Annotated in this window: 21 protein-coding genes; 6 read left to right on the top strand and 15 right to left on the bottom strand. The window is 41.8% G+C overall.

What is annotated here, in order from left to right:
* Positions 1–10: 10 nt before the first annotated feature.
* From BLU33_RS22785 to fumC, 3 genes are all read right to left on the bottom strand, one after another.
* The gene (locus BLU33_RS22785; RefSeq protein WP_091378870.1) at positions 11–805 is read right to left on the bottom strand and encodes a S1/P1 nuclease; all 795 of its coding nucleotides are present in this window, start codon (positions 803–805) and stop codon (positions 11–13) included.
* Positions 806–808: 3 nt separating this feature from the next.
* Complete coding sequence (locus tag BLU33_RS22780) at positions 809–1,333, bottom strand: fumarate hydratase (RefSeq protein WP_157682325.1); 525 nt, start codon at positions 1,331–1,333, stop codon at positions 809–811.
* 74 nt (positions 1,334–1,407) lie between these two features.
* Positions 1,408–2,805 carry a class II fumarate hydratase gene (fumC, locus tag BLU33_RS22775; protein ID WP_091378863.1) on the bottom strand — a complete coding sequence of 466 codons (1,398 nt, stop codon included), beginning with the start codon at positions 2,803–2,805 and terminating at the stop codon, positions 1,408–1,410.
* 125 nt (positions 2,806–2,930) lie between these two features.
* Between fumC and BLU33_RS22770 the strand changes: the two genes are divergently transcribed.
* Entirely contained in the window at positions 2,931–3,164 is a 234-nt protein-coding gene (locus BLU33_RS22770; protein ID WP_091378859.1) for a hypothetical protein, read from the top strand.
* Positions 3,165–3,228: 64 nt separating this feature from the next.
* Here the strand turns inward: BLU33_RS22770 and BLU33_RS22765 are convergent, their stop codons facing one another.
* From BLU33_RS22765 to BLU33_RS22755, 3 genes are read right to left on the bottom strand one after another with little or no spacing between them, the layout of a single operon-like run.
* Positions 3,229–3,732, bottom strand: coding sequence for a MarR family winged helix-turn-helix transcriptional regulator (locus BLU33_RS22765; protein ID WP_091378857.1), 504 nt, complete (start codon positions 3,730–3,732; stop codon positions 3,229–3,231).
* Positions 3,729–4,238, bottom strand: coding sequence for a GNAT family N-acetyltransferase (locus BLU33_RS22760; RefSeq protein ID WP_091378853.1), 510 nt, complete (start codon positions 4,236–4,238; stop codon positions 3,729–3,731). Before BLU33_RS22760 ends, BLU33_RS22765 begins: the two co-directional genes overlap by 4 nt.
* A 53-nt stretch (positions 4,239–4,291) precedes the next feature.
* Positions 4,292–4,954, bottom strand: coding sequence for a hypothetical protein (locus BLU33_RS22755; protein WP_091378849.1), 663 nt, complete (start codon positions 4,952–4,954; stop codon positions 4,292–4,294).
* Between the two features lie 132 nt (positions 4,955–5,086).
* Here BLU33_RS22755 and BLU33_RS22750 point away from each other — a divergent pair, with 132 nt between their 5' ends.
* From BLU33_RS22750 to BLU33_RS22740, 3 genes are all read left to right on the top strand, one after another.
* The gene (locus BLU33_RS22750) at positions 5,087–6,301 is read left to right on the top strand and encodes a serine hydrolase domain-containing protein (protein WP_091378846.1); all 1,215 of its coding nucleotides are present in this window, start codon (positions 5,087–5,089) and stop codon (positions 6,299–6,301) included.
* Between the two features lie 133 nt (positions 6,302–6,434).
* Positions 6,435–6,740, top strand: coding sequence for a YbaB/EbfC family nucleoid-associated protein (locus tag BLU33_RS22745; protein ID WP_091378843.1), 306 nt, complete (start codon positions 6,435–6,437; stop codon positions 6,738–6,740).
* 150 nt (positions 6,741–6,890) lie between these two features.
* Entirely contained in the window at positions 6,891–7,568 is a 678-nt protein-coding gene (locus BLU33_RS22740; RefSeq protein WP_091378839.1) for a metal-dependent hydrolase, read from the top strand.
* A gap of 41 nt (positions 7,569–7,609) precedes the next feature.
* On the opposite strand, the gene BLU33_RS22735 is transcribed toward BLU33_RS22740, so the two are convergent.
* From BLU33_RS22735 to BLU33_RS22705, 7 genes are all read right to left on the bottom strand, one after another.
* Positions 7,610–7,798 carry a hypothetical protein gene (locus BLU33_RS22735; protein ID WP_091378836.1) on the bottom strand — a complete coding sequence of 63 codons (189 nt, stop codon included), beginning with the start codon at positions 7,796–7,798 and terminating at the stop codon, positions 7,610–7,612.
* A 77-nt stretch (positions 7,799–7,875) separates the two neighbouring features.
* Complete coding sequence (locus BLU33_RS22730) at positions 7,876–9,138, bottom strand: glucose-1-phosphate adenylyltransferase (protein ID WP_091378833.1); 1,263 nt, start codon at positions 9,136–9,138, stop codon at positions 7,876–7,878.
* Positions 9,135–10,559: a glycogen synthase gene (locus BLU33_RS22725; RefSeq protein WP_091378830.1), complete on the bottom strand. Its 1,425-nt coding sequence runs from the start codon at positions 10,557–10,559 to the stop codon at positions 9,135–9,137. The genes BLU33_RS22730 and BLU33_RS22725 overlap by 4 nt, the downstream gene beginning before the upstream one ends.
* A 474-nt stretch (positions 10,560–11,033) precedes the next feature.
* The gene (gene polA / locus BLU33_RS22720) at positions 11,034–13,850 is read right to left on the bottom strand and encodes a DNA polymerase I (RefSeq protein ID WP_091378827.1); all 2,817 of its coding nucleotides are present in this window, start codon (positions 13,848–13,850) and stop codon (positions 11,034–11,036) included.
* A gap of 228 nt (positions 13,851–14,078) precedes the next feature.
* A complete protein-coding gene (locus BLU33_RS22715; protein ID WP_091378825.1) occupies positions 14,079–14,654 on the bottom strand; it encodes a DNA-3-methyladenine glycosylase I in 576 nt (191 codons plus the stop codon).
* A 1-nt stretch (position 14,655) separates the two neighbouring features.
* Entirely contained in the window at positions 14,656–15,018 is a 363-nt protein-coding gene (locus BLU33_RS22710; protein ID WP_091378822.1) for a four helix bundle protein, read from the bottom strand.
* Positions 15,019–15,039: 21 nt separating this feature from the next.
* Positions 15,040–15,393 carry a carboxymuconolactone decarboxylase family protein gene (locus BLU33_RS22705; RefSeq protein ID WP_091378819.1) on the bottom strand — a complete coding sequence of 118 codons (354 nt, stop codon included), beginning with the start codon at positions 15,391–15,393 and terminating at the stop codon, positions 15,040–15,042.
* Positions 15,394–15,515: 122 nt separating this feature from the next.
* Between BLU33_RS22705 and BLU33_RS22700 the strand changes: the two genes are divergently transcribed.
* Positions 15,516–15,893 (top strand): VOC family protein, encoded by a 378-nt coding sequence (locus BLU33_RS22700; RefSeq protein ID WP_091378817.1) that lies wholly within the window; start codon positions 15,516–15,518, stop codon positions 15,891–15,893.
* Entirely contained in the window at positions 15,893–16,255 is a 363-nt protein-coding gene (locus BLU33_RS22695) for a VOC family protein (protein ID WP_091378813.1), read from the top strand. Before BLU33_RS22700 ends, BLU33_RS22695 begins: the two co-directional genes overlap by 1 nt.
* Here BLU33_RS22695 and BLU33_RS22690 read toward each other — a convergent pair.
* On the bottom strand, positions 16,244–17,767 hold the full coding sequence (locus BLU33_RS22690; RefSeq protein ID WP_091378810.1) for a TlpA family protein disulfide reductase: 1,524 nt from the start codon (positions 17,765–17,767) through the stop codon (positions 16,244–16,246). The two genes, BLU33_RS22695 and BLU33_RS22690, sit on opposite strands and share 12 nt — an antisense overlap.
* 31 nt (positions 17,768–17,798) lie before the next feature.
* Entirely contained in the window at positions 17,799–18,131 is a 333-nt protein-coding gene (locus BLU33_RS22685) for an MGMT family protein (protein WP_091378806.1), read from the bottom strand.
* Positions 18,132–18,146: the final 15 nt, after the last annotated feature.

Below are 18,146 nucleotides of genomic sequence, written 5' to 3'. Positions count from 1 at the left end.
TTAACCAATATTATCCAAAAATCTGATTTAAAATTCCCGCTAACCTTACACCCGCTTTAAGCAGCTGGCGGTTAAGGGTATCGATGTGTGAGAAATTGTATTTGTAGCTCAGGTTATCTTCGGGCTTAATATCGGTATAAAGTATCTCTGCGATCTGGTTCGATTCAAACAACCACTTGCTGATGGGGGCGCTTTGCCATTCAGTAACCTCGGCAGGGTTGGTGTGGTTAATAGCCGTAGCATATTCGGTATAGCTTAGTTGCTGAAAATCGATCAGCTGCGAATCCCAAACCGAGTGCAGGTTGGTTGGGTTATTAAACCAGGTTACTTTAAAATCATTCCCTCCTTTGTCGTCGGCGTGGGCCACGTGCATGGGCTGGTGCACATCCTCAATAATGTGGATCAGCATGTGTAAATAAAGTAACCTGTTCGGTTTTGAAATATCTTTCTTTTTTAGCTCGCCTATTAAAAAGTTAAGCTTGGTGTAAGCATCAACATTAGTGTCCTGGTTTAAAAAATCAACCAGCTCAGGGTAAGTATAAGCTTTATTAAGGTCGATATAGTGCCATGATGATAAATAGCTGTATGATGGATCGGATTTTATAAAATCGGCCCAGTTGCTGGCTATCGCTATTGACTCATGACCCAATATGGCATGAACAGCTTCGCGCGCTTTTGGCGTTAAATAACTTTCGGCAATCTGCCCGCAAATTCGGTGACCGGTTGTTCCCCATGCCATTGCCTGTACCGGCGCATAAAGGATAACAATACCCAATATCAGTTTTTTTAAAAAAGCGTTTTTCATATTTTAAAGTGGTTTTATATGACAGGTATTTCTTTTTATTAATCTAGCGTCGATGGGTATAACGCCCGTTGTACTTGAAAGCTGTACCAGCGAATCTGTTTTCTTGGTTACCTTAAAAAACTCTTCATAAACCCCAATCCTGAAACAGCCAGGATCTTCCTTTATGGTATAATCGAGATTACAGAACTGGCCCTTTAAAAACAGGGTATCGTTCCGCTGCTCGTAATGGCCACGGGTATATTCAGTCCAGTGGCCACCTTTCATGCAGCTATCAGCGCCATAATTTACTTTGCTGAACGATTTTATCGACACAAAAAACGAGTCGCAGGTAAACCTGAAATGATATAGCGAATAAGTAAGCAATTGTTTTTGCCCCGGTACCGAATCCTGCTGCCACTCGCCCTGCAAATAACTTTGCCCCGGAGTTTGCGTATTCGGGTTCATCCAGCAGGAACTGCATACCATTATAAAGACAAAAGCCGTTAAAAAGGTAAAAGCTGAGAGGCGAAAGCTGAAAGGTATTTGCATGTGGTCGTTAAAAATGCCCTCTCCGGAGAGAGGGACTTAGCTTCTATTGCTCCCCCTTCAGGGGCTGGGGGGCTTTATTTTAAGCTTCCTATCATATCCTCAGGCCTAACCCACTGGTCGAACTGCTCGCTGGTTAATAAACCCAGGTCCATTGCCGCTTCGCGCAGGGATTTGTTTTCCTTTAGCGCTTTTTTGGCAATTTTAGCGGCGTTCTCGTAACCTATATGTGGATTTAAAGCTGTTACCAGCATTAATGAGTTTTCCAGGTGCTTTTTAATCCCGTCGTAATTTGGTTCAATACCTTTTGCGCAATGATCGGTAAATGATACGCAGGCATCGCCAATTAACCTTGCTGATTGTAAAAAGTTAGCAGCCATAACAGGCTTAAACACGTTCAATTCGTAATGGCCGTTCGAGCCTGCGATAGATATTGTAACATCGTTACCCATAACCTGCGCGGCAACCATAGTAACCGCCTCATTTTGGGTTGGGTTAACCTTGCCCGGCATAATTGATGATCCCGGCTCATTATCCGGTATATGGATCTCGCCAATACCTGAACGCGGACCGGAGGCCAGCATCCTGATATCGTTAGCAATTTTCATTAACGAAACAGCGATCTGCTTTAACGCGCCATGTGTTTCAACAATAGCATCGTGCGCAGCCAAAGCCTCAAATTTATTTTCAGCGGTGCGGAATGGCAGATTGGTAAATTTGGCAATATATTCGGCTACCTTAACATCATAACCTTTTGGGGTGTTGATGCCGGTACCAACTGCAGTACCACCTAATGCCAGTTCGCCAAGGTGATCCAGTGTGTTTCTTAATGCTTTTAAGCCATGATCCAGTTGTGATACATAGCCTGAAAATTCCTGGCCCAATGTTAATGGCGTAGCATCCATCAGGTGGGTACGGCCAATTTTAACAACTGATTTAAACGCTTCTGATTTTGCTTTCAGCGTATCGCGCAGTTTTTCAACACCGGGGATAGTTATTTCGGTCACCATTTTATAGGCGGCGATGTGCATGGCGGTTGGGTAGGTATCGTTTGATGATTGCGATTTGTTTACATCATCATTGGCATGGATAAAGGTTGTTCCCTCGCCCAGTTTATTGCCTTGTAAAACATGTGAGCGGTTCGCAATCACCTCGTTCACGTTCATGTTTGATTGTGTGCCCGAGCCTGTTTGCCAAATTACCAGCGGAAACTCAGCAGCTAAGCTGCCTGTTAATATCTCATCACAAACCTGTGCTATCAGGTCGCGTTTTTCGGCAGGCAGTACGCCTAAATCAGTATTGGTATAGGCGGCAGCTTTTTTTAAGTAAGCAAAAGCGGCAATAATTTCCTTTGGCATTGATGCTTCCGGACCAATTTTAAAGTTATTGCGTGATCTTTCGGTTTGTGCTCCCCAGTATTTTTCGGCAGGTACCTGTACCTCGCCCATGGTATCATGTTCTGTTCTAAAACTCATCGGTGTTAAAATTTTGCAGGGCAAAGTTAGGGTTTTATATGGTGGATGTAAACGGTGCAGGGTAATCTTTTTACTACAAAACCATAACCGGCATAATGGTGTTGTACTGATATAATTCGCCTCCCATGCCAAAATACAACATCATATACATCTCACCTGCCGACAACCCCTATTTATGGAACGGCACAACACTTGATAAGCTGGAACATACCGGCCAGGAAATGCTGCTGTTCAGCGGAAAATCATTCCAGGATGGGGAGCTGAAAGAGGGTATAAAAGATTGCAAAACGGCGGCTAAGGCTATGTTTCCTGATGATACTGACCCGAAGATAAAGATGGTGGAGTTAAAGGTTTCCTAATTAACTCAAGTTTTTAGTTATACAATTTTATTTAAAGTAAAAGGGAAGATGAATAGTATGATTTTCAAAAGTTCCCCTCGCCTTTCAATTCATTAGCAGCCATAATAACCTTGGCGCGTTGGTAAAAGCTTTGCAGCTCCATTTGTTGTTCCACCTCTTCCAAGGCCTTCATCAGGTTGTTTTTGGTTTCAGTTAATTGTGTTGAGGCGGCTATCATTACTTGCCAAACAGGCTTCATCTGGGTTATGAGCGCCTGCCCTTTTTCAGTCAACTGCACCAGGCGCTTGCGCTCGTCGGTTTTATCCTTTCCTGATTTTATCAGTTTTTGTTTTTCCAGCTCCTTTAATAGGGTTATGGTGGAAGGATGCGAGTACCCGATCTCGGCAGACAACTCAACCACGCTCAAAATTGGCTTAACATGCAGCGTATAAATTACCGGGAACCACTTAGGTTCGAAATCTACGCCATGAGCTTTATAGATCAGCAGGCCATCCTTGCGCATCTGCTCGGCGAGGCGCTGTAAACGGGTGGCAATGGCCAGTATGCCCAATTCGTTGATAACATTCATAGCGCGGTTTGTTTATCCAAATGTAATTGATAAAACATATTGTCAGTAATCATGAGGGGGAAATAAGGCGGCAGATCGGCAGCGGCTATCGGCGTAAAACTATTGCGCTCATAAAACCGGTGCGCGGCTTTTAGCTGGTGAACCGTACCTAAATATATAGCTGTGATTTCCTTCTCGCTGCAATATTGCAGCAATGTATTGAGCAATTGTTGCGCAGTGCCCAGTTCCTTACCCCGATATTCCTTTTTAACAAACATCTTACGGATACAAGCCGAATTATGCCCACAATTGATCAATGCGATAGTGCCAATCAGCTTGTCGCCCAGAAAAGCGCCCCAGAAATTCCCGCCGCCCTGATGGTAATTGGTCTCCACATCCAGCAGATCAAGTTGCTGGTTAATAGTGATGGTTAGTCCAAATTCTTTTTGCTGGATGGATAAGATCAGGTCTATGATCTTATCGCAATAATCGTTGTAAATGGGTTTGATGGTTAGTGTATTTTCCATACTGAATTATTTATGTCCAAATATATGTAGTTAACTACATATATTTGGACATTTTATTTAATTTTTTTTATCTCATTCAATTCTACTACCTTATAAGTAATATCAAATCTTGTGGCATTCTGCTCAACCGTAAGGTCAAATCCGGCTTTCTTGCGGCGTTCATTTACTGTTGAAGCATCCTTTATTGGCCACACAAACCACTCTGTATGCCCGTTTTTTAGTGTACGGTAGGCGGCCTGTGTTCCATAAACTTGTTCTTTGCCCTCATCCATCAGGTCGCGGTCGAGCATCATGGCATATAAATGGAACGGCAGTTCATTATTATCAGCGGCTTTTTTAATCACATCAATATACTGATGTATTTTGCCGGTGTGCTGTATAACATACCAGGCTGCCTCATTAGCTGGTGAATCAACAAGTGTTTTGCCCGGATAACCGTATTTTTTGATCACTCCTTCAACAAATATCAGGTCGAGCGAATCCAACCTGTTTTGCAGTGCCCAGTAATGCCCGGTGGCTTGTTGCGCGGTAAGCGACAGATTTTTAGCCACTGAATCACTCTTTTTAGGATCCATCAATAACGACAGGGTGTCCCGGTATTTTTGATCGAGTACTATTACACTGTCCAATTGCTTTTTTAAAGCAATGTTAATTTTATGCTGCCCGCATGCAGCCAATGAAATAAAAACCAATATTGCCAAAATAGCTCTTTTCATTTTAACAGTCTTATAATCAACTAAATTTATAAATAGTGCAGAATAATATGGATATGTTTAAAACTTTAGTTTATCACTACTATATAATTTTGGACTTTTGTAGCTTCCTATAAAGTGAAAGTTTTTTTATCTATGACTGTATCCTGTAAAAACATCCTATCCATAACTTTTTCCCTGGTTCTTTTAGCCTCCTGCTCTCAAAGTAAAAATAAGCAAGTTTCTTCCACACCCGATCTGGGCAAGCCTTTTAACCCGGCCCAATATTCAGCATACGACCCTAAAAAGGCCGATAAACAAATTGATGCTTTTATGAAGCACCTGCACCAGGTAGCCGGATTTAACGGTAACGTTTTGGTGGCAAAAAAAGGCAAGATCATTTATGAAAACAGTTTTGGCTGGGCCGATTACCCACGTTTGGACAGTCTGCATATCAATTCAAAATTTCAGCTGGCATCGGTTACAAAAACTATAACATCAACGGCTATATTGCAATTAATGGAGCGCGGCAAACTAAAGCTTAACCAGGATGTGCGCGATTTCTTCCCTAATTTCCCATACGAAGGTGTTACTATCCGCCTGCTGCTTACGCACCGTTCAGGAATGATGAACTATGTATATTTTGTGGATGATGTATACCGCGCCGAGCACCGCGACCAGCGCAAGGGTATCACCAACCAGCAAACTATGGATATGATTGCGCAGTACAAACCCGCGCCATTCAACAAGCCCGATAAACGCTTTTTATATAACAACTCCAACTTTATGGTGCTGGGCTCCATTGTTGAAAAAGTGAGCGGCATGAGCTACGCGCAATATGTAAAGGAAAATATATTCGACCCTGCCGGGATGAAAAACACCGCAGCTTACTCAAAAGCTGTATATGACAAAATACCAACCAATGTGCTCGGCCACGATCGTAACAGCTGGAAATATTCTGTTGCGCCTAACTTTTTAGATGGCCCGCTGGGCGCTTACGGTGTTTATAGTACCGTTGGCGATCTGTTTTTGTTCGACCGCGCGCTCAGGGCCGGTTATTTACTAAAACCTGCAACCCAGGATTCCGCCTATACTGATCGCAACCCGATGATCCGCGGGCATTTTAACTATGGCTACGGCTGGCGCTTATTTGAGGCGCCGGGCCAGAAAGTGGTTTACCACACCGGCTGGTGGCATGGTTTCAGGCATATATTCTTACGTGATATGAAAAATGACGTAACAATTGTATTGCTTGGCAACATGGTAAACGGAAGCTTGCTACATTTGGATGATCTTTTTAAAATGACGGGCATGCCTGTAGTGCGCAAAAGCGCCTATACGGGTAATGGCGCAACAGAAGAAGATCAATAAATTGGGTGAGTGGTTGATTGGGTTGATTGGGTTGATTGAGTGAGTAGTTTTAGCTATTTACTTATCTTATTATTAAAAATAATAAAAACTAAATCAACCAAATCCAACTTAATCAAAAATAAACTATACAGCCATGTTTGATAAAATAATGGAAGCCCAGCAAAAGGCGGGTGAGGTAAAAAAACGTTTGGATGCCATTAGCGTAAGCGGCTCAGCCGAAGGCGGTAAGATCACCGTTGTTGCCAATGCAAACAAGGTGGTACAATCCGTTAATATCAATCCTGATTTCTTTAAGGATGCTGATAAAGAGGAACTGGAAGAATTACTTTTAGTAGCCATAAACAAGGCCCTGGAACAGGCTGATAACGTTAGTCAGAGTGAAATGGCTGCCATGACACAGCAGATGTTTGGCGGTTTGGGTGGCCTTTTCGGTAAATAAACCCCAACCACCCCAATTGTCATCCTGAGCGATAGCGAAGGACCTTTCCGCATTCCATACCAAGCGGTCGGTTTCCAGTCGCTTTAATAATAGATCCTTCGCTATCGCTCAGGATGACAAGGAAAAAAAAGACACTAAAAAACTACACATATGAAATTTACATTTTACGGCCATTCTTCCGGAGATCTGGAAACAGGTGGCAAAACACTATTATTTGATCCTTTCATATCGCCGAACCCATTGGCAAAGAATATTGATGTAAACAGCCTTAAGCCTGATTATATCCTGCTATCACACGGTCATGGCGATCATATTGCCGATGCTGTTCCTATCCAGAAAAACAGCGGCGCTAAAGTTATCTGTATTGCAGATATAGCAGGATGGCTTGCTAAACAAGGTGTTGAAAATGTACACGGTATGAATTTTGGCGGCGGCTTTGATTTTGATTTCGGTCGTGTTAAAATGGTCGCAGCATTACATTCCAGTTCAATGCCTGATGGCAGCTATGGAGGTAACCCTGCAGGCTTTGTGATCTACTCCGAAGGTAAAAAGATCTATTTCGCTGGCGATACTGCACTTACCTATGATATGAAATTATTGGCTGATGAAAACCTGGATTGGGCTATTTTACCAATCGGCGATAATTACACCATGGGTGCCGATGATGCTATTAAATGCTGCTCTTTCATCAACTGTAAAAATGTGATCGGTGTACATTATGATACCTTCCCTCAAATAAAGATCAACAAAGAGGAAGTGATGGAGAAATTCATTAAAGCGGGCCTCAACTTAAAACTGCCTGCAATAGGCGAAACTATTACCCTGTAAATAAAAAAGCCCTCCGTGCTCCGGAGGGCTTTTTTGTGATACTACATTTTCTTCGTTGTATCCTTCTTCATCTTTGTAGTATCCTTCATTTTTACTTTAGTCTTATCCTTCTTCTTTTTCACTTTGGTAGTATCCACTTGCATAGCTTTAACCGGTGCTGGCACTGCCGCCGCATAAACACTTCCAAATGATATTGCTGCTAAGGCAATCATACAACATAACTTTCTCATAGTTTTCAATTTTATAGTGTGTGTATACTATAAAAAGAAATTTAACTCCAGATTGTTTTAAATTATCTTATAATTAATTAAATTATAGTTCCGTGTGGTATAATTGCGCGTTTCTTTATAACCACTATACCATCCTGTACGGTATGTGTGCCATAATCACCGTCTTCCAGCTTTTCGCCACAGTTTATCTGTACATCGTTACCGATGTAAGTATTTTTATCAATAATGGCATTTTTAATGGTACACCTGTCGCCAATACCCATTATAGGCGTATTTGCCACCTTTGATTCTTCTATTTGCTCCAGGGTTTGGTAATTATCGCTACCCATTACATAGCAGTTCTCAATAGTGGTATCAAAACCAATGCGGGTTCGTATGCCAATTATGGAGCGGGTAATATGGCTGGCATTTATAATACAGCCATCAGCTATAATACCCTTATCAACGTGGGTACCACTCATTTTTGATGGCGGCAGCATACGTGCACGGGTAAATATATAGTTCTTATCAAACAGGTTAAACTGCGGAATATCATCTGTTAAGCCTAAGTTGGCATCAAAAAACGATGGTATAGTACCAATATCTGTCCAGTAACCCTCGTACTGATAGCTTAATACTTTATGACTGTCAATAGATTGCGGGATGATCTCCTTACCAAAATCCGTACGCTCATTACCTTGCAGCAACGTGTATAAAACAGAGCGGTTAAAGATGTATATACCCATTGATGCCAGGTAATACCTGCCCTGGCTGGCCATCTCGTCACTTACTTCTGATGCCCAGTTTTCAAAATTCGTTTTAGGCTTTTCAACAAAAGCGGTAACCAGGTTATCTGCATCGGTTTTTAATATACCGAAGCCGGGTACATCATTGGCATGTACAGGTATAGTGGCAATTGATATTTCTGCATCAGCTTTAATGTGATTTTCTATCATCTGCTCAAAATCCATCTGGTATAGCTGGTCGCCCGATAGGATCAGCACATAATCAAATTCATGCACGGCTAAATGGTGCAAGCTCTGGCGCACTGCATCGGCCGTACCCTGGTACCATGAGCCGCTGGTTGGCGTTTGCTCCGCCGCCAGTATATCAACAAAAGCTTCGCTGAAACTGCTGAAATGGTATGTATTTTTAATGTGCTTATTTAACGAAGCTGAGTTAAATTGCGTTAACACATAAATACGCGTTATACCCGAATGCAGGCAGTTTGAGATAGGGATATCAACTAAACGGTATTTACCGGCAATTGGCACTGCCGGTTTTGAACGTGTTGCGGTAAGCGGGGATAGGCGGCTTCCCTGGCCACCGCCAAGTACAATGCAAATTACTTTTGAGGTCATATTACTGGTTTTAAACTTTCATAAAGGGTAATGTATTCTTTGGCCGATCTGTCCCATGAAAAATCAAGGTCCATCATACGTTTGCGCAACAACTGCATGTGCTTTTTATTCTGATATAAAGCTACCGCGCGACTAACCGAATAGCAAATATCACTAACTGTTATATCATTAAAACGGATGCCGTAACCGCCTTCGTCGCCAAAATCAATTACGGTATCTTTTAATCCGCCGGTACTCCTTACTATTGGCACGGTGCCATAGCGTAGTGCGTATAGCTGGTTCAGGCCACAGGGTTCCACACGCGATGGCATCAACAAAAAGTCGGCACCTGCATATATTAAATGTGCCAGCGCTTCATCATAGCCAATAAAGACCCCAACTTTGCCAGGGAACAGTTCCCAGAGCGCCAAAAAGTCCTTTTCCAGATCCGGGTCACCTGCTCCTAACAGCACAAAATTAACACCATCAGGATACTCGGCCAGGCTTCTTTTAACCGAGTCGTAGATCAGATCGGCGCCCTTTTCAAGTACCAGCCTGCCTATAAATGATATGATAGGCTTATCAGGCGATAAACCGAACTTTTCGCAGATCACTTCTTTATTTTTTTCCTTACCCTGCGCCAGCTTTGCCGAAGTAAAATTTATCGGGATCATGGGGTCCGTCTTAGGGTTCCATACTTCTGTATCTATCCCGTTTATAATTCCCGATCCCTTGGCTTTTTCGGTATAGAACAAGTATTCCAACCCGTTTGAGTTGATGGTTAGCTCATGCAAATAGCTTGGGGATACGGTAGTGTATTTCCAGCAGCATTTTACCGCAGCGGCAAGCGGATTAATAGCACCGGCCCAATCCAGCAAACCAATTTGCGTCCTATCAATCTCGGGCAGGTATGAAAGTTTATCCCAACCTAATACGCCATGATATTGACCGTTATGTATGGTAAATACCGTTGGTATATGTGCAAGGCGGGTGTATAATTTAGAGTGATATAATAAAAACGGAACAAGCCCATTATGATGATCGTGACAATGTATAATATCCGGCGATTGCTGTGAATAACTTATCCAATCCAAAAACGCCAGCTGAAAGGCCATAAACTGATCCCTTTCATCCGGGTACATGTAAACTTCTTCGCGGTCGAGCAAGCCGGGGATCCTGATCAGGTAAAGATCGAAGCCCAGCTTATTGGTGCTTTCCTTTAATACCTCAAAATAAAGGCGGCGCGTATCCAATAAGGTTACAGCGCTAAATACCACATCAAATTTGTTTTCGCGGGTAAATTTACGGTCGTAAAAAGGCATTACAACAGCAGCGTCAATACCTAACAATTTCTGATATTTTGGCAACGCGCCAACCACATCAGCAAGGCCTCCAACTTTGGCCACGGGGTAACATTCGGCACTTAGGTGATAAACTCTCATTCAGGATTATATTGGCTCAATTTAAGCAAAGATTACTAAAAGAGAAACCTGTAATGATTAATATAGTTTTTGAAATTTAGCGGAACGATTGTAAAAATGTTAATAAGATTTTCGGTTTCTTTTTGAAAGATTTACACCAAAAAGCTATCGTAACTTTTGATGTCCACTTTTAATTTATATCGACTTTTTAAAAGATTAGATGGGTTATTCTTAAAAAGCAGCTTAAAAACTCCTAATTAATTGCACTTCTAATAATCCCGCTGCTTTTTTATGCAAGGCGCTACTAAAAATTAATGAGGTGTAATGGCAATTTGTGGCTAAAGCCGGATTTTGGTATTTATCTATCCGCCCCATAAATGGGACGGCAATGAATATGGTATCGATTTAATATTTCTTCCCGAATTCATTGCCGTTGGCTTAAGCCAATGGATAAAGAGTCACACAGGTCTGGCTTTAGCCAAACTATCAAACAAATCAATGCGCTTCCAGCCAATTCAATCCAGTGCCGATCTCCACCATAATAGGCACCTCGGTTTTAATGGCGTTTTTCATGTTGTGCATAATGATGGGTTTTACAATTTCCACTTCATCATGCGGCACATCAAAAACCAACTCATCATGCACCTGCATGGTCATGCGGGCATCCAGTTTCTGGGCTAAAAATTCACGGTGAATGTTGATCATCGCTATCTTGATCATATCAGCCGCTGAGCCTTGTATCGGCGCGTTAATGGCATTTCGCTCAGCAAAGCCACGCACGGTAGCATTGGCCGAGTTAATATCACGCAGGTACCTGCGCCTGCCCATCAGCGTGCATACATAACCATTTTCGCGGGCAAAGTTCATGGTATCGGTCATGTATCTTTTAATGCCGGGGTATTGGGCAAAATAGTTTTCAATGATCTCGGCAGCTTCCTTACGTGGGATGCCTAAATTCTGTGACAATCCAAATGCCGACTGCCCATAGATAATACCAAAGTTTACCGCTTTAGCATTGCGGCGCTGTGTACTGGTCACTTCGTCCAAAGCAATACCATACACGTTGGCAGCGGTTGCGGTGTGGATATCAAGATTTTTTACAAAAGCCTCCATCATGTTTTCATCGCGGCTGATCTCAGCAATAATACGCAGCTCTATCTGCGAATAATCCGCAGAAACAATGGTATGCCCGGCATCACGCGGGATGAATGCTTTACGTACCTCACGGCCACGTTCAGTGCGAATAGGGATATTTTGCAGATTAGGGTTAGTTGAGCTTAAACGCCCGGTTGCAGCCACCGCCTGGTTGTAGGAGGTATGCACACGCCCGGTTTTAGGATTAACCATTTGCGGTAAGGCATCAACATAGGTCGATTTTAATTTTTGCAGCTGACGGTAATCCAATATATCACGCACGATATCGCTTTTGGCTGCAAGGTTTAATAAAACATCTTCACCTGTTTGGTATTGGCCTGTTTTGGTTTTCTTAGCTTTAGGGTCGAGCATTAGTTTTTCAAAAAGCACCTCGCCCAATTGCTTTGGCGATGCAATGTTGAAACGAACACCTGCCTTTTCATAAACCGTTTTTTCCAGCTTGCCTATATCCGTTTCCAGGTCTTTTGAAAAATCCTGGAGCGTGAAATGGTCTATCTTAACACCCTCAAATTCAATATCAGCCAATACATATATCAAAGGGTTCTCAATTTCGTGGACCAGCTTTTCTGCTTCCACCTCCTTCAGTTTCGGTTCAAAAACAGTTTTCAGTTGCAGGGTAATATCGGCATCCTCAGCGGCGTATTCCTTGATTTTTTCTATTTCCACATCGCGCATATTACCCTGGTTTTTGCCCTTTGCACCAATAAGCGTGGTGATGGAAACAGGAGAGTAGCCCAAGTAATTTTCCGACAGGATATCCATGCCATGGCGGGTATCCGGATCGATCACATAATGCGCCATCATGGTATCAAAAAGGTCGCCTTTTACCTGTACATCGTACCACTTCAATATCAGTATATCAAATTTTATATTCTGTCCGGTTTTGCCAATGGCGGCATCTTCAAAAACCCCCTTAAATTCTTTTACTATAACTTTTGTTTGCTCCTGGTCGACAGGGACCGGCACGTACCAGGCTTCGCCCGCTTTTACTGCGAATGATAAGCCCACAAGTTCACAATTATTAGCATCAGTACCGGTAGTTTCGGTATCAAAACAAATACTTTTTTGCTGTTTAAGTATGGCGATCAGCTCGCTACGTTTTTCAACGGTATCCGCTAAATGATAGGTATGCGGTACGTTATCAATATTTTTGGATGGCGAAAACAATGATGGTACGGGCTCGGCAATATCTTCCACATCAACCGTCATAGTGGTGCGGCCGCTGGCAACCGGGTTACCAAACAGATCGGTTTGGATGGATACCGATTTCATTTCGGTAATGCTGAAATCATCGCCAAATACACGTTTACCCAAAGTACGGAACTCCAGCTCAGCAAACAACGGCTCCAGCAGATCCTTACTTGGCGCGCACATTTCCAGTCCTGCCTCATCCAGCTCAACCGGTACATTCAGATTGATGGTTGCCAGCCGTTTCGACATTAAGCCCTGCTCAGCAAAGTTCTCTACGTTTTCGCGCAGCTTACCTTTTAACTCATGACTATGATTAATGATCTCCTCAACCGAGCCATATTGTTTGATCAGCAGCTTAGCGGTTTTTTCACCAACACCGGGGATCCCTGGGATACCATCCACAGCATCACCCCATAAACCCAGGATATCTATAACCTGCTCAACGCGCTCAATTTCCCATTTGGCCAGCACTTCCTTTACACCCAGTATTTCCATCTCGTTACCCATACGCGCGGGTTTGTAAATATGGATATTGGGCGATACCAGTTGTGCAAAATCCTTATCGGGGGTCATGCAATAAACCTGGTAGCCCTCTTTCTCTGCTTTTTTGGCAAGGGTGCCGATGATATCATCAGCCTCATAACCATCGGAGGTGATAAGCGGTATATTAAAGCCCAGCACTACTTTAAAAATGTAGGGAAGGGCTTTTGACAGGTCCTCGGGCATAGATTCCCGGTGAGCCTTATATTTTTCGTATTCGGTATGGCGCTCAGTAGGGGCTTCGGTATCAAATACCACGGCCATATGTGTTGGCTTTTCTTTTTTCAGTACCTCAAGCAGGGTATTGGTGAAACCCATAACCGCCGATGTATTTAACCCGGCCGAAGTAAAGCGCGGAGTTTTACTCAATGCAAAATGCGCCCGGTAAATAAGGGCCATGCCATCCAAAAGAAATAGTTTTTTCATGATATATAATTACACCGATTTTAAAAATGATTTCACCGATTTATAGGGTGCTTACATTCAAAAGCTGTGTTTCAAAAATACGATTTATGTTGATTAACAGTAATTATCAATTCACCGATTTGTCATTCTGAGCGATAGCGAAGAACCTTCCCGCATTCCATACCAAGAAGTCTGTTTTCCTGGCGCTTTTATAATAGATCCTTCGCTATCGCTCAGGATGACAATGGGCTATTTAAATGAGCATCCCGGTATATGGTCATTCACCATACCTGTAGCCTGCATATGCGCGTAGCAAATGGTAGTACCGAAAAATTTGAAACCCCGTTTTTTCATGTCCTTGCTGATGGCATCAGAAATAGGTGTGCTTGCCGGAAGCGAACCTGATGTATTATTAATCGGCTTGCCATCGGGCATAAAACTGTACAGGTATTTATCAAATGAACCGAATTCTTTCTGAATATCTATAAATAGCTTGGCGTTGCTGATGGATGATGCGACTTTTAACCGGTTGCGGATAATGCCCTCATCATTTAGCAAACGCGCTACATCTTCATCATTAAAAGCGGCTACTTTTTGCACATCAAAATCAGCATATGCCTTACGGTAGTTTTCGCGGCGGCGCAAAATGGTTATCCAGCTTAACCCTGCCTGTGCTGATTCCAGCGTTAAAAACTCGAATAGTATTTTGTCATCATGGGTTGTTTTACCCCATTCTTCGTCGTGGTACTTGATGTATAATTCATCATTTCCGGGCCAGTGGCAGCGAACCAAGTCGGGAGTCTTTAGTCTAGAGTCTTTAGTCATCTTATTTAAATTTATCAGGATTATTAATCATATAATTGAGTAGACGGGATACTTCTTCGCTTTGCTGATTTAACTCCATATATTTTTCATTTGTAATATAAGCACATGCTAAAGAAGCATCAAGCCATGCCTGGGTTTCTCCATTTTCCATATCTGCATCAGTGAGTTTACTTATAAAATGGTTAGGGTATTTTCTTTTTTTATAAGATTCTGCGACAGATGCAAATACAGATCTCGATGATCTTCTTATCTGATCAACCAAACTATACGTTTCTTCTTTCGGAAAAGCTTTAGTAAGAAAAAATATTTCCATCGACAATGAAAATGCTTTCTTATAAACTATCAGATCTCTAAATGAACTCATTTTTGACTTGAGACTAAGGGCTTAAGACTTTGGACTAAAATTCAATTCATCCCAATACTCCACAGCCCTTCTATAATGCGGTATCACAATTGACCCGCCTACCAGGTTGGCTATCATAAATATCTCGTTCATTTCATCGTGGTTTACGCCTGCATCGTGGCATTTGCCCAGGTGATATTTTATGCAATCATCACAGCGCAAAACCATTGAAGCTACCAGGCCCAGCATTTCTTTGGTTTTTACATCAAGGGCGCCATCAGCATAGCTGGTGGTATCCAAAGCAAAAAAACGTTTGATATTGGTGTTTGATGATTCCATTATCCTATCGTTCATCCGGGTACGATAGGCTTCAAAATCGTCTACTAATTTTCCCATAGGTGGTATAATTATTGAGTTAGTGAATTACTGAAATATTGATTTATTTGATTTTTTAAAATTAGAAATCTTTACTTTTATAATTCTAAATTGCTAAAAATTTTATCAAAAATTACAAAGCTATGGAAAGTTTATCGCCCAACATTTTTGTGAAGGATATTAATGAAACCATTGCGTTTTATAAACAATTAGGTTTCCAACTGGTAATGAGCGTGCCCGAGGATGGTAGTCCGCTGGTTTGGGCAATGGTGATGAGCGGCAATGTAAACTTCATGTTCCAGACTTTTGCCAGTTTGGGCGATGAACTACCCACGGTAAACCGGAAAGACGGCGGCTCACTTTTGTTTTATATCAAACTAAAAAACATCCTTTCATTTTTTGATGCGATAAAAGACAAGGTAACGGTAGTAAAAGAGCTTGAAAAAACATTTTACGGTGCAACCGAGTTCTCCATCCTTGATAATAACAACTACCTGTTAACCTTTGCGGAGGATATTTAATGATAACTTTTAAACGGGTAGACCATATCCACATTACCGTTGCTCCTGAACGGCTGGAGGAAGCAAGGGCATTTTATACCACTATTATAGGGTTAGAATTGATTGACCGGCCAAATCACCTGTTTTCAACAAAGGGTTATTGGTTTAATATTGGGAATGTGCAATTACATATTGGCGTTGAGCCGCAACTGCCCATATCAACCCGCCATACCGCTTTTGAGGTGACCGATGTTGATGCCGCGCTCGATTATTTAAAAGATAAAGTTGAGATATTACCCGAACCGGAGATTCCTGGGCGCATGCGCTTTGCTTTTTTGGATCCTTTTGGTAACAGGATTGAGTTATTGCAATTATTGAGCTAACGCTGCCTCCAATTGTTTGATCAGTACATCACGGTTCATTGGATAACCTGACTTTGATAGTTCGTAAGTCCCATCTTTTTTTATGATGATATAGGTTGGGAAACCACCACTCTTTACTTTAGTCATAATATCATTTGAAAGGGCATCATTTGCTAAAATATGAGTGCCTTTCATATCAAAATAAGCAATCAGCTTTTTCCATTCCACCTCATGTTCCAGATCGCGATTAGCCACGTAAAAATAATCAAGCCCTTTACCTTTAAAATATGCTTTAATGGCTGGCCCATTATCATGGATTTCATTACGGCAAGGCCCGCACCATGTTCCCCACATGTCCAGCAATACAGTTTTGCCTTTTGCTAATGCAAGCAGCTCTTCCATTGTATTCAGTCTTGTGCCATTATTAGCTACAAAAACCATATCTGCACTAAGAACCCGCTTCTCAATTTGCCTGATGGTATCAATTGCCGGCCCAAACCAATTGATGTATTTACTTTGCGGATATTTTTGTTTAAAGCCATCAAATATGGCAACAATGTTTTTAGGATTATGCTCACCCAAGGCCTTATCAAACAATAAAGCATATAAGTATTCTGCTGATCTGTTGGTGAAATAATGGTTGATGACCTTTTCCTGCAACAAATTTTGCTCATCATCATCAAATAGTTTTTTGCCTGTTGTTACATCTGTATTATACCATTGTTTGTAAAAGGTCTCTGGGTTTTCATAACACTCTCTCCAAAGCCTTTCTTTTTCACGCCCCAAAAATGTTCTTAACAGCATAGCATAACTAATGGAGGTTAAGGCATCATCGTTATTTAGTTTTATGGTGTTGAATAAGCTATCCTGTATGGCTTTCCATTTACTTTCATTACGGGCATATGCTGGCTGTATGTCGTATTTATTATTTTCTTTAAAGTCAAAATACCGGTAAACGGCATCATATTTTATATTGATCTTTTCGTTCTTTATAAAATCATCACTTGGTTTATATAGCGCTACATATTTATCCAGGGACGTTTTAAAATTAGCCTCATAACTATTGACAAAAGCTATGATCCTATTGGGCAAAGTATCACCATATAAAGATTGTACATTTCCCTCGTCGAGTGCCGATAGCAATGGCTGGTTATTTTTGCTGCCTTTGCCGGTAACTGTTATGCCATTATCTTTGCCTTTAAAGTCGGCTTTAAAACTGATATTATCGCCAGGCGATAAATACATTATATAATTAATTCTTTTTGCATTATTAGCATCGCTATTGTTGCACATAATATAAGCAAACTGCGGCCCGGTAAGTTTAAAAACATATAATACCGGCTTACTGCCACTTAGTGGTACATCAAAGGTCCCTTTTTTAAGATAATCATAATTGAGTGCTACATCAGGCAACCATATATGATAGCTTGTAGCAGTTGAATTGGTTAACGTAACCTGTAAAGTCGCATTTTGGGCGGATGCTGTTTTGAAGATTAATAGAAGTACGGTAAAAACAAGTGCAAACTTTTTCATGATTTAGGATTGATAAAGCTTAAATATAACATTATAAAGCCAACTCAATAGCCGGGTCCCAAAATACAGTTTTAAAGTCCTGCACCAGGTCGTTCTCAACCTTAACACCTTCGCTTTCTAATAATTGAGCCATCAGGTCGCCACCAAAATGAAACTTTGCGGTAAGTAAACCTTGCCTGTTCACTACCCTGTGTGCAGGCACCGGCGGTTTGGCGCTGCCTGCCGCCTGCATAGCATAACCCACCATGCGCGATGACCCTTTTGTGCCGAGGTAACTGGCAATAGCACCGTAAGAAGTAACCCTGCCTTTTGGTATCAGCCGGGCTACCTGGTAAACCTTATCAAAAAAGTTAATATCTTCCATATTATCTTAGCAAAG

Origin of the sequence: Mucilaginibacter mallensis (assembly GCF_900105165.1) — a bacterium.
GTDB lineage: Bacteria > Bacteroidota > Bacteroidia > Sphingobacteriales > Sphingobacteriaceae > Mucilaginibacter > Mucilaginibacter mallensis.
This window is presented reverse-complemented; position numbering and strand designations above follow the sequence as displayed.